At 36.5% G+C, this 13,486-nt stretch carries 9 protein-coding genes; 8 read left to right on the forward strand and 1 reads right to left on the reverse strand.

The window, feature by feature from the left end; genetic code table 11:
- Positions 1–162 precede the first annotated feature (162 nt).
- The 6 genes from ACU1LP_RS08370 (at position 163) to glgP (ending at position 9,278) form a co-directional block, all read left to right on the forward strand.
- Positions 163–1,041, forward strand: a complete 879-nt coding sequence (locus tag ACU1LP_RS08370; protein WP_445734845.1) for a pseudouridine synthase — start codon at positions 163–165, stop codon at positions 1,039–1,041.
- A 595-nt stretch (positions 1,042–1,636) separates the two neighbouring features.
- On the forward strand, positions 1,637–2,623 hold the full coding sequence (locus ACU1LP_RS08375; protein WP_445736031.1) for a GntR family transcriptional regulator: 987 nt from the start codon (positions 1,637–1,639) through the stop codon (positions 2,621–2,623).
- A 3-nt stretch (positions 2,624–2,626) separates the two neighbouring features.
- Positions 2,627–4,120: a xylulokinase gene (locus tag ACU1LP_RS08380; protein WP_445733920.1), complete on the forward strand. Its 1,494-nt coding sequence runs from the start codon at positions 2,627–2,629 to the stop codon at positions 4,118–4,120.
- Between the two features lie 527 nt (positions 4,121–4,647).
- On the forward strand, positions 4,648–5,973 hold the full coding sequence (xylA, locus tag ACU1LP_RS08385; RefSeq protein ID WP_445733919.1) for a xylose isomerase: 1,326 nt from the start codon (positions 4,648–4,650) through the stop codon (positions 5,971–5,973).
- A 12-nt stretch (positions 5,974–5,985) separates the two neighbouring features.
- Positions 5,986–7,404: a D-xylose transporter XylE gene (gene xylE / locus ACU1LP_RS08390; RefSeq protein WP_445733918.1), complete on the forward strand. Its 1,419-nt coding sequence runs from the start codon at positions 5,986–5,988 to the stop codon at positions 7,402–7,404.
- A 227-nt stretch (positions 7,405–7,631) separates the two neighbouring features.
- The gene (glgP, locus tag ACU1LP_RS08395) at positions 7,632–9,278 is read left to right on the forward strand and encodes an alpha-glucan family phosphorylase (RefSeq protein WP_445733917.1); all 1,647 of its coding nucleotides are present in this window, start codon (positions 7,632–7,634) and stop codon (positions 9,276–9,278) included.
- A 464-nt stretch (positions 9,279–9,742) separates the two neighbouring features.
- Here glgP and ACU1LP_RS08400 read toward each other — a convergent pair whose 3' ends face one another.
- On the reverse strand, positions 9,743–10,954 hold the full coding sequence (locus ACU1LP_RS08400) for a 3-deoxy-D-manno-octulosonic acid transferase (RefSeq protein ID WP_445733922.1): 1,212 nt from the start codon (positions 10,952–10,954) through the stop codon (positions 9,743–9,745).
- 172 nt (positions 10,955–11,126) lie between these two features.
- On the opposite strand from ACU1LP_RS08400, the gene ACU1LP_RS08405 reads away from it, so the two are divergent.
- Together ACU1LP_RS08405 and galE are read left to right on the forward strand one after the other, a co-directional pair.
- A complete protein-coding gene (locus ACU1LP_RS08405) occupies positions 11,127–12,281 on the forward strand; it encodes a DegT/DnrJ/EryC1/StrS family aminotransferase (RefSeq protein ID WP_445733916.1) in 1,155 nt (384 codons plus the stop codon).
- Positions 12,274–13,299 (forward strand): UDP-glucose 4-epimerase GalE, encoded by a 1,026-nt coding sequence (gene galE / locus ACU1LP_RS08410; protein WP_445733915.1) that lies wholly within the window; start codon positions 12,274–12,276, stop codon positions 13,297–13,299. Before ACU1LP_RS08405 ends, galE begins: the two co-directional genes overlap by 8 nt.
- Positions 13,300–13,486: the final 187 nt, after the last annotated feature.

Raw genomic sequence — 13,486 nt, forward strand, 5'->3', positions numbered from 1 at the left:
GATCTATCGGGAAGAGGTTTTTTGCTCAATTGAAAAAAGTTTTAAACCAGTCCATTCTATGGATAGATGTTAATGTATTGCGCCATAGGATTTTATAAAATCGTAAATCAAAAAATCGCAAATCGTAATTTTAAAAAGTATCTTTGCACAAAATTAACAGTGATGAGTAGAACGCAAGGAACAAGTGGAAAAGGGAAACCTTCAGGAAGAGGACAGAAAAATGGCGGTGGCAAAAGCGCCAGCAGAGGAAGCAATACCCCGAAAAGTAAAAGTTTTGCAAGAGGCAATGCGCCGATAAAAAACGTAAATCCACCAGTAAAAAAAACGACCCATCCAAACGAAATTAGGCTCAATAAATACGTGGCGAATTCTGGTATGTGCTCACGTAGAGAGGCCGATGTGCATATAGCTACCGGACTTGTTAGTGTGAATGGGAAGATAGTAACAGAAATGGGTTATAAAGTGAAGCTTGAGGATGAGGTTCGTTATGATGGTGCTCGCATTAACCCAGAAAAGAAAGCGTATGTGCTACTTAACAAACCAAAAGGTTTTGCAACTACCACCAGCGAAGGCAAAGGAAGAACAGTCATGGATTTGGTAGCTAACGCCACGGCTTCCAAAATAAAACCGATTGGCAGATTGGGTAGAAACTCCAAAGGCTTGTTGTTGTTTACAAACGATGATGCCATTGCCGCAAAATTTACCAACTCCAACAAAGGTGTGGGGCGTCTATTTCATGTGGAATTGGATAAAAATTTAAAGCTTGAAGATTTAAAAACCATCCAAAATGGTTTTAAGATTGAAGGGAAGCTTATCGCGGTTGAGGAAATTAGCTATATAGATGGCGCCTCGAAAAATGAGATCGGTTTAAAAATCAAGAATACCGGCAATACGCTCATCCGTACTATTTTTGATTATCTTAAATATGAAATTGTTAATTTAGATTGTGTGGCTATTGGACCCCTTACTAAAAAAGATTTACCTCGTGGGCATTGGAAACACCTTACCGAGCAGGAATTGAACAACTTGAGGATGCTTTAAGTACTTTTATGATATCAAAAAAGGTTTCACGTATCTTTAAAGCCAAAATTTTAAAAAAACCCACAAAATTTTTGCGCCATTTTTCACACACTATTATTCCTGACTTTTTTCGATAAATACACGAAGTCATTAAATTACCCGAATATAAAAAATCTTTAGATTTTTCAAATATTGGTAAATCCCGGCACCTTTCGGGACGATAAACAACAAAGCACAGGCTATTTTTGATGCCTATGGTTTTTGCCCAAAACATGCTATCTCAAGAGGCTAAAGACTTTGGTAAACGTGCTTTTAATGCTTTGATGGATGCCGGCAAAGTGGATTTTTGATAAAAAAAACAATAAATGGACTTACTGGTTCTAGCACTAATTTCAGAAATGTGATTTTGACTGAGACGTTCCTTTTAGTCATTTGAAACACGAAAGTTCTTCAACATTGGCGCATAATATCCATGAAAAAAAATCTTCCCAATAATTTATCCCGACCAAATTTGCCTGCAGCAATATAATCCATGCTGAAATGTTTAGGAATATTTTTCTTTGTAAAATAAAAATAATTCTTATATTCGCATACCGTAACAGAACAGAACAGTTTGATGGATTTTGATATAAATTTCAATAGCGATACCCCAAGATATCAACAAGTAGTAAACGCCATCAAAGATGCGCTTTCCAATAATACGCTATCCAGTGGTGAAGCATTGCCTTCTGTAAATGCACTTTGTAGCGAGCTTAAATTGTCTAGGGACACCATTTTTAAAGCATATTCCATGCTAAAAGACCATGGTGTTATAGAATCTGTACCCAATAAAGGCTATTATGTTGCCAACGATACACGAAAAGTGATCCTGGTTTTAGATACGTTTAAGGCTTACAAGGAAGTAGTGTATCATGCTTTTGTGAATAATTTGCCTAAAAAGGTTATTGTAGATGTACAGTTCCATCATTATAACATCAAAAATTTCAAAACGATATTAAATAACAGTAAAGGGAAATACTATAAGTATGTAGTCATGCCTTTTAACCATAAAGAGGTGCCCAATGTTTTATCTGATTTTGATAACGACAAATTGTTGCTCATCGATTGGAATATGCACGCCAAGGAATCCAATAATTATGTGTTCCAGGATTTTGGAAAATCATTTTATGAGGCTTTAGAAGATGCGGCTTCTGCATTTAAAAAATATAGAAAACTCATTTTGGTCTATCCAACATTTACGTTTCATCCGCCAGAATCCATTACTTATTTTAAAAAATTCTGCGAAACATACCACTTTAAATATAAGATCATTACAAATCCAGATGAATTTTTAGTTGCCAAAGGTGAAGCTTATATAAGTGTTAGCGATCGGATTTTAGGAATGTTTTTAGAACAATGTCGAACAAAAGATTTGGAACCTGGAACGGATGTTGGATTTTTATCTTACAACGAAACGCCCATGAAAAAATTTATATATAAAGGTATTTCGGTGGTTTCGACCGATTTTAAAGAATTGGGAGCGCAAGCAGCAAGCTTTGTTAATCAAGAGCAATCCCTGCAAAGTTATATTCCAACGAAATTAATATTAAGAGAATCATTATAAATTATGTACTATTTAGGATTAGACATAGGCAGTTCATCCATAAAAGCAGCACTCGTTGAAGTTGCTACTGGGAAAAGTATGGGCGTTGTCCAGGAACCCGAGCAGGAAATGGGCATGTTCGCCCAAAAAAATGGATGGGCAGAGCAAAAACCGGAAGATTGGTGGCTGCATATATGTAAAGCCATTACACGGTTAAAAAAACAGAATAATATCTCCAGAACCCAAATTAAGGGTATTGGTATTTCGTACCAAATGCACGGTTTGGTGCTTGTTGATAAAGCTGGAACCCCACTTAGAAAAAGCATTATTTGGTGCGACAGTCGCGCGGTGGAAATTGGCAACAAAGCTTTCCATGAAATTGGTGAAGAAACATGCGCTACAAGCCTACTTAACTCGCCAGCAAATTTTACGGCTTCCAAATTAAAATGGGTAAAGGATAATGAACCGGAAATCTACAAGAAAATTTATAAATTTATGTTACCGGGCGATTATGTGGCGTATAGATTTTCAAATACCATAAATACCACTATTTCCGGACTTTCAGAAGGTATTTTTTGGGATTTTAAAAACGATACCGTTGCCAATTTTCTTTTGGAACATTACGGTATCGATAAAGGATTAGTGCCAGATATTGTCGAAACTTTTGGATTGCAATCGGTTGTCGATGCAAAAGGAGAAGCCGAAAGTGGTATCGCTGCCGGAACGCCTATTTTTTATAGAGCGGGCGATCAACCCAACAATGCACTGTCATTAAACGTGTTCAATCCTGGTGAAGTGGCGGCAACAGGAGGCACATCGGGTGTTTTTTATGCGGTAACCGATAACTTATCGTCCAAAGAAAGCACGCGCGTCAACAATTTTGCCCATGTCAATTACAAAAAATCAACTCCAAGAATAGGAAAATTATTAAACATCAATGGTGCAGGCATTCAGTACCGATGGTTGCTCAATAACCTTGCTGTAAGCTCGTACGAAGACATGAACACCTTGGCTTCCAATATTAAAGTGGGGGCCGATGGCGTGTGCTTAATACCCTTTGGCAATGGTGCGGAACGTATGTTGAACAACAAGGAAATTGGTACGCGTTTGGTGAACCTTAACCTGAACAACCATCACAATGGACATGTTTGTAGGGCGGCTTTGGAAGGTATCGCGTTTTCGTTTGTGTATGGCATGGAAATTTTAAAGTCCGATGGCATCAAACCAAAAGTGATCAGGGCAGGAAACGATAACCTGTTCCGTTCTGAGATTTTTGCAAATACGGTCGCCACCCTAATAGAGCAGGAAATTGAAATTTACAACACTACCGGCGCCATTGGTGCAGCACGTGCGGCAGGATTGCATAAAGGCGATTTTGAAAGTTTCGGAAAGACGATTACGGAAAACGACCACGTTATGACGTTCATGCCCTTTAAAGACAAAGCCCCTTATTTGGAAGCCTACCAAAACTGGAAAAACGAACTGGAACTTGTTTTGGGAAAAGAAAATAGAGAATAGAATAAAGTACGAAGTACAAAGTATTAAGTATTAAGTACAAAGAATAAAAAATAGCAATAGATAATATAAATTTGGGCGTTACCACAATCCCGATAGCTATCGGGAGGGCTTTACGCTAAATTTTTTTAAACGTCATTGCGAGTCAACAGATAAAAAAATTTATCAAGCGATATTGATGACAATTAAATTGAATTTGAAACTGAAAATTTGAAAGTATGGATTGTCCCCCTAGAGGGGACTTTAGGGGTGTTTTTAAAATTTGAACGCTATTTAAATATTTGAAAATCAAATATATAAAATAACTTGTAAATGGTAGGAGTAAGCGACGTGGCAATCTGTAAATATTGAGTTTAAACAAAGTTCAGTAATTACCATTTTAAAAAGAATACCGCTTCAAATGCGAAGCATTCACGATTTCCAATTTATCAAAATGATATACATGAGTAATCCCTAACGCAATTATGAACACAAAATCATCATTCGAGCAAATAAATAATAAATAATAACAATAAACAATAAATAATATCATGGCAATTATTGGAAACAAAGAATACTATAAAGGTATTGGAGACATTAAATTTGAAGGCAAGGAATCAGACAATCCGTTAGCGTTCAAGTACTACAACCCAGATCAGTTGGTGGCAGGAAAAACGATGCGCGAACATTTTAAATTTTCGGTAGCATACTGGCATACCTTCTGCGGTCAAGGTTCTGATCCATTCGGTCCAGGAACACAAAATTTCGAATGGGACAAATCTTCAGATCCTATTCAAGCAGCTAAAGATAAAGCGGATGCTGCTTTCGAATTCACTTCTAAAATGGGATTCGGTTACTACTGTTTCCACGATTACGATTTGATCCAAGAAGGTAAAACCTTTGCGGAATCGGAAAGCAGATTGGGAACCATCACCGATTATTTAAAACAAAAACAAGCGGATTCCGGTATTAAATTACTTTGGGGAACGGCCAATTGTTTTTCAAATCCACGCTACATGAACGGTGCTGCTACCAATCCAGATTTTAATGTGGTTGCAAGAGCTGGCGGACAAATAAAACTGGCTTTAGATGCTACTATCGCTTTAAAGGGCGAAAACTACGTGTTTTGGGGCGGTCGTGAAGGATATATGACGCTTTTAAATACCGATATGGGTCGTGAATTGGACCACATGGGCCGGTTTTTAACCATGTGTAGAGATTACGCAAGAGTACAAGGATTTAAAGGAAACTTCTTTATAGAACCAAAACCCATGGAGCCCTCAAAACACCAATACGATTTTGATACGGCAACAGCGATTGGCTTCTTGAAAAACTATGGTTTGGACAAGGATTTCAAAATAAATATTGAGGTAAACCATGCTACATTGGCACAACATACCTTTCAGCACGAAATTGAAACAGCGGCAAAAGCAGGCATGTTGGGAAGCTTGGATGCGAACCGGGGCGATTACCAAAACGGGTGGGATACCGACCAGTTCCCAAATAACATCCAAGAAACTACCGAAGCTATGTTGGTGTTCCTTAAGGCAGGTGGTTTACAAGGTGGTGGTGTGAATTTTGATGCTAAAATCAGAAGAAATTCAACTGATATGGATGATGTGTTCCATGCACATATTGGAGGTGCCGATACTTTTGCAAGAGCCTTATTGACCGCCGATAAAATATTGACTGCTTCATCATACAATAAGCTAAGAAAAGAGCGCTATGCGTCTTTCGATTCTGGAAAAGGAAAAGATTTTGAAGCTGGTAAATTAAATTTACAGGATTTATACAAAATTGCACAGGAAAATGGTGAATTACCATTAACAAGCGGTAAACAAGAATTGTTCGAGAATATTATTAACCAATACATTTAATCAATCAGCATTATGGAAACATCATCAAACACAGGTTATTTATTGAAATTAACCTTAGTGGCGACACTGGGAGGGCTCTTATTTGGGTATGACACAGCAGTAATATCCGGAACAGTAAGTTCATTGGACAGTTTTTTCGTCCTTCCTTTTGGGCTAGCGGAAATGGAAGCAAATGCTCGTTTGGGGCTTGTTGTTTCCAGTGCGTTGATTGGTTCTGTTATTGGAGGAATATCAAGTGGGATTGTAAGTAAAAAATTAGGTCGTAAAAACGGATTGGTTCTAGCCGCCATCCTGTTTTTATTATCTGCCATAGGTTCTGCAATGCCAGAAATGGTATTAAAGCCCATAGGCGAGGCAGATCATACTTTTATATATATATTCATAGGCTATAGAATAATTGGAGGTATTGGAGTTGGCTTGGCCTCTATGCTTTCGCCCTTGTATATCGCTGAAATAGCCCCGGCGAAAATTAGAGGTAAACTGGTTTCAATGAATCAGTTTGCCATTATTTTTGGTATGCTAGTGGTTTATTTTGTAAATTATTACATCGCAAAACAAGGTGATGATTCTTGGTTGAACACCGTGGGCTGGAGATGGATGTTTGCTTCAGAAATAATTCCGGCTTCCTTATTCTTATTCATGTTGTTGTTTGTTCCAGATACACCAAGATCTTTGGTATTGAAGTCGCATCCAGAAAAGGCATTGTATATTTTAACTAAAGTAAATGGTGCCCAGGAAGCAAAAAAAATATTGTTGGATATTCAAAATACTGTGGTAAGCCATTCCGGGAAATTATTTTCATATGGCGTGCCTGTAATTGTAATAGGAGTGCTATTGTCTGTTTTTCAGCAATTTGTAGGCATCAATGTGGTGCTGTATTATGCTCCCGAAATTTTTAAAAGTATGGGCTCTGGCACTAATGTCGCTTTATTACAAACCATCATTGTTGGTGTTGTTAACCTGTTGTTTACCGTGTTGGCCATCATGACGGTAGATAGATATGGAAGAAAACCCCTAATGATTATTGGAGCATTGGGAATGGCAATCTCCATGTTTGCTTTAGGTACCACGTTCTTTATGAAATCGGTTGGAATGGGCGCCTTGGTGTTTATGCTAATTTACGTAGCTAGTTTTGCTATGAGTTGGGGGCCTGTTTGCTGGGTGTTGTTGTCCGAAATTTTTCCAAATAAAATTAGAGGAAAAGCATTGGCTGTTGCCGTTGCCGTCCAATGGATTTCGAATTATTTAGTGTCTTGGACCTTTCCGATAATGGATAAAAACACGTACTTGTTAGAAAAATTCAATCATGGTTTTGCCTACTGGCTTTATGGCCTAATGGGTGTATTGGCCATGTGGTTTGTTTGGAAATTTGTACCGGAAACCAAAGGAAAAACTTTAGAAGAATTGGAAGATATTTGGGTAAAGAAGTAATCCTTTATTAAAATCATCCTTAAAAAAAATGGCCTTCAAATATTTGAAGGTCATTTCTATTTTCCATAATTCCAAATAGGTCATTATTTTAATCACAGTGCCTTTGTTCGTTTTGATATCGAACTCATTTATTTTATATGTAAATTAAGGATATTGCTGATTTATTGTTCAATAAAATATATTTTTCTAGTCAATCCTTTTATCTTTACAGTAAAAAAAAATATAATATGGAAAGTAAATATAACACGTGGTACCATCCCTATAAAATATCGGAAGATTATTCAAAAAAAGTGGCCTATTTCAGCATGGAGTTTGGTATAGACCAAGCTTTAAAAATTTATTCTGGCGGCCTGGGTTTTTTAGCAGGTTCCCATATGCGATCTGGTTTCGAATTAAAGCAAAACATGGTTGGAATTGGTATGCTCTGGAAATATGGATATTATGATCAGGCAAGAAATGAAGACCAGACACTTCGAATCGATTTTATTGAAAAATCATACGATTTTCTTGAAGACACAGGCATTGAAGTCGAAATAAAGCTGCACGATAATCCACACGTAAAAGTTAGAGCATACGTTTTAAAACCTGAAATATTTGGAACAGTGCCAATTTATTTGTTAAGTACCGATGTAGAGGGTAATGATTTTATATCTAAAACCATAACAAACCATCTGTATGATGCCAATACCTTAACCCGAATTTCACAAAGTATTGTGTTAGGAATTGGAGGAGCAAAAGTTGTTGAAGCGTTAGGAGGCGCAGATGTATATCATTTAAATGAAGGGCACGCTTTACCTGCTTTTTATTATTTAAGAGACCAAGGTGTGAATAAAACGCAAATGGTTTTTACAACACATACTCCGGAAAAAGCAGGCAATGAAGAACATGATGCCAGACATTTAAATCGTTCGGGGTTTTTTGGCAGAAGGTATTCAGAAGAAGAATTAGGGAAGGAAATGGTTCACAACGGCATGATTAGCTACACGGTTTCGGCATTAAGATTGGCCCGAAAAGCGAACGCGGTCTCAAAATTACATGCAGTTGTGGCGAATGATATGTGGAAAGATTTTGAAGGAATAAGCGAAATAATACCAATTACCAATGCTCAAAATCAATTATTCTGGCAAGATAAAACTATCGGGAAATCTTGGAAAGAGCAAAACACAAAGGCATATAAAGCAAGAAAAACAGAGCTTAAAAATGAGCTTTTCGATGAGGTTTTTAATCAAACAGGAAAACGCTTTGATTCGAATGTGCTAACGTTTGTTTGGGCTAGACGATTCGCAGGCTATAAAAGAGCCGATTTATTATTGCATGATTTGGAGCGGTTTCAACGATTAATTTCAAATAACAAATATCCGGTTCAAATTATTTGGGCAGGTAAACCGTACCCATTCGATTATTATGCTATTGATATATTTAACCATTTAATCCATCACTCCAAAAATCAACCAAATTTGGCTGTGTTAATTGGTTATGAGATTGCTTTGTCCAGAAAACTAAAATGCGGATCGGATGTTTGGTTAAACACCCCTAGAATTACACGAGAAGCTTCTGGGACCAGTGGAATGACGGCAGCTATGAACGGTTCGGTAAATGTTTCAACCAATGATGGGTGGATTCCTGAGTTTGAAAAGGATGGAGAAAATTGCTTTGTATTGCCTACAATTGACTATAAATTACCAATTTGGGAACAAGACAAAATAGATGCGAATAATTTGTTCGAAATTTTAGAGAATAAAGTAATTCCGACGTATTATGATAATCCGGAAAAATGGCAAGACATTGTTTTTAAAGCTATTGATGATATAATCCCAGAATTTTCAGCGAATACTTTGGCGGATAAATATTACAAAGAGCTTTACTTAAAATAGTATTTGGTTTGCGTTTAGAGGCTGTCTAAAAAAGTCTGTTATGTTTTATATGTCAGGTTGGGTTTGTCAAAACCTCATGTTGATATGGAATATGTTGAAATAGTTCAACGGAATCAAAAAAGGCAAAAGAAATTACTTTTTAGACAGTCTTTTTGTTATGAAGTGATTTAAACTTTTAAAGACAGAAAAAGATTAATTCAAAACTGTTCACGAAAGATTCTAAAAACTTGAAACATAATCTAGAGGTGCTCCACTCCCAAGAAGGGAAAAGTTACGTGAGGTATTTAAATTTAGGTGATTTATCATTTTCAACAGAATTAAAGATTTAAGTTCAGTTTTCAAAAGTTTAGTGTTTGTGTTTTTTGTTAAAGAATTCACAATCTGAAACTTTTAAGCAATTTCTTTACAGTATTCTGTATTACAAATTATAAAAAATCCAAAATGGGCCTTGTGTAGCTATATGGCTACAATCCTAAATACAGCATTATTTTAGTAATGGCACCTTTGTTCTTTTTTATGTAGTCTAAATTGTTGTTTCCAACAAACAAACGTTTTTCCGAATTTTGCATTAATTGGTTTAAAACGGCATCAAATTCTGTTTGGTTTGAAATTGAAAACATACCCCCATTATCAATCATTTCCTGGGCTTCCGGAAATTTAAAGTGATTGGTCCCAATTATTATCGGGATGCCAAAAACAGCCGGTTCCAAGGTGTTGTGCAGCCCTGTAGTACCCATAGCACCACCAACGTATGCAATATCGGCATAACTGTAAATTTTAGAAAGGATGCCAATAGTATCGACTATAAATACATGTGCGGTTTCAAGTTGTTTGTTGTCTTTTTCAGAAAACAGAACACTTTTTACCGTAAGTTTTTCTTGAATATTTTTTATTTGGGCCGATTTGATATTATGTGGCGCGATAATGAATTTCATATCTTTTGAAGCTTCAGAATTAATGAAATTCACAAGTAACATGTCGTCTTCTGGCCAGGTGCTACCAGCAACAACGCAAAGTTTGTCTTGTTTAAAAGTTTCAATAAATTCCAAAGTATTATCAATTTCCAATTGACTGGAAACCCGGTCAAAACGGGTGTCACCGGAAACGGTTACATTATTATAATTTATAGATTCAAGTAATTTCTTAGACGCTTCCTTTTGGGTAAAAATATGTTCAAAAGCAAATAAAGCATTTCTTAATGGCGTTCCATAAAACTTAAAGAATGATTGGTTTTCTCTAAATACTGCTGAAATTAAAATGGCTCTTGATTTTCTGCTTTTTAATCCATTTAAAAAGTTTGGCCAAATATCATATTTAACAAAAACGGTCAGTTCTGGATGCACCAAGTCTAAAAAACGGTTGGCATTTGCTTTTGTGTCTAAGGGCAGATAAACCACCACATCGGCAATCGGCGAGTTTTTCTGGATTTCATAACCAGATGGTGAAAAAAAACTCAGCACTATTTTATGCTGTTTATAGTGCGTTCTTAATACTTTAAAAACAGGAAGCCCTTGCTCATATTCACCCAAAGAGGCACAATGGAACCAAAGTGTTTTATCTTGTGGGTTTAAATTTTCTTTCAGTTTTTTAAAGGTATTTTGACGTCCCACCACACCACTTTTAATTTTTTGGTTGAAGGGTGCTGCACATTTTAAACCAAAATGTGCAAGATGCATACCGATATTATAAATAAAACCCAATTTCCATTAATTTGATGCTAAAATACATTTCTTTAAAATAATTTCATTGGTTACCGTGTACAAATTTCGTAATTTCGTAACTTATAAAATTATGGTTTAGGAGCATGCAAACTTTGCACTTCTATGCATAATAGTCACAATTTTTTAAATGAAAAAAATTCAAATGGTTGACCTTAAAGGTCAATATGACGAAATCAAAAACGTCGTAAACACTTCCATTCAAGAAGTTTTGGAAACAACCGCCTTTATAAACGGTCCAAAAGTCCATCAATTCCAAAAGAATTTAGAGCAGTATTTAGGTGTAAAACACGTCATTCCATGTGCCAATGGCACCGATGCATTGCAAATTGCCATGATGGGTCTGGGATTAAAACCAGGGGATGAGGTTATTACTGCCGATTTTACCTTTGCTGCCACTGTAGAAGTGATTGCCTTGTTGCAGTTAACACCTGTTTTAGTGGACGTCAATGAAGATGATTTTAATATTGGTATTGAAGCCATTAAAAAAGCCATCACGCCCAAAACAAAAGCCATTGTTCCCGTACATTTATTCGGGCAATGCGCTAATATGGAGGCGATTATGGAATTGGCAAAAGTCCATAATTTATATGTTATTGAAGATAATGCCCAAGCTATTGGAGCTACTTACACCTTTAAAAATGGTAAAAAAGCACAAGCAGGTACGATAGGCCATGTAGCATCAACCTCGTTTTTCCCATCTAAAAATTTAGGCTGTTATGGCGATGGCGGTGCTATTTTTACAAACGATGATGAATTGGCACATATTATAAGAGGCATTGTCAACCATGGTATGTACGAGCGTTACCATCATGATGTGGTGGGTGTCAATTCCCGTTTGGATAGTATCCAGGCAGCGGTTTTAGATGCAAAATTACCACATTTGGATACTTACAATAAAAAAAGATGCACAACAGCCATAAAATATAACAAAGCCTTTGAAGGAAATAAAAATATTGTCACTCCAAAACTATCAAATGGTTGTACTGAAATTTGTGATACCTGCGATTGTCATGTGTTCCATCAATATACTTTAAGAGTACAAGGAATCGACCGGGATGCATTGGTCAAACATTTGAATGAAAAAGGCATTCCGTGTGGAGTGTATTATCCCATTCCTCTCCATAATCAAAAAGCATACGAAGATACAAGATATAAGGAAGCAGATTTCCCAGTTACGAACCAATTAGTAAAGGATGTTATTTCTTTGCCCATGCATACGGAACTGGATGACGAACAGATAGAATGTATTACATCAACAATTATAAAATTTATAAATGGATAAAATATTAGTTACCGGTGGGTTGGGTTTCATTGGATCGCACACCGTTGTGGAATTACAAAATGAAGGCTACGAAGTTGTTATTATCGACGATTTATCAAATTCTTCCATAAGCGTATTAGATGGCATCACTTCCATTTCAGGTAAAAAACCACTTTTTGAAAAACTGGATTTAAAGGAAAAAGCAGATGTTGAGGCTTTCTTCAAAAAACACAACGATATAAAAGGGGTCATTCATTTTGCAGCGAGTAAAGCCGTTGGCGAAAGTGTGAAAGAACCTTTATTATATTATGAAAATAACATCAGCACCTTGGTTTATATACTTAAGGAATTGAGAAAGCTGCCTTCTGCCAGTTTTATTTTCAGTTCCTCATGCACGGTTTACGGGCAAGCGGACGAATTGCCAATCACCGAAAACGCACCAGTAAAACAGGCAGAGTCTCCTTACGGGAACACCAAGCAAATAGGCGAGGAAATTATCAGCGATACTTGTAAAGTAACACCATCTTTAAAAGCGATTGCATTGCGTTATTTTAATCCCGTTGGTGCGCACGAGTCTGTTAATATTGGCGAATTGCCCATAGGCGTACCACAAAACTTAGTACCATTCATCACCCAAACAGGGATTGGTTTACGCAAAGAACTTTCTGTTTTTGGAGATGATTATCCAACTCCAGACGGTACTTGTATTCGCGATTATATCCACGTAGTCGATTTAGCCAAAGCACATGTGGTGGCTCTGGGGCGTTTATTGAACAATAAAAACAAAGCAAACTACGAAACCTTTAACTTAGGAACAGGTACAGGAAGTTCTGTATTGGAAGTTATAAAATCTTTTGAAAAAGTTTCCGGTAAAAAACTGAACTATAAAATTGTAGGCAGACGTGAAGGCGATATTATTTCAGCTTATGCTGATACTACCAAAGCAAATGAAGAATTGGGTTGGAAAACAAAATTATCCTTGGATGATGCGATGCGTTCCGCCTGGAATTGGGAACAAAAGGTAAGAGCAGATAAATAATCAGCTGATTTTGAATATCCAACAAGGTTTTAAAAACCTTGTAGATGTTATTGATAAATTATTTTAGAACCATAAGATTTTAAAATATTATGGGATATTTTATTTGTATTTTACCTTAAATCCGCAAGCGAATGTTGAAAAGAAAGTTGAAAAGTCAGTAAAACCAGTGCTTTAAAGACTTTTCACT

This window comes from Mariniflexile sp., from assembly GCF_052728615.1.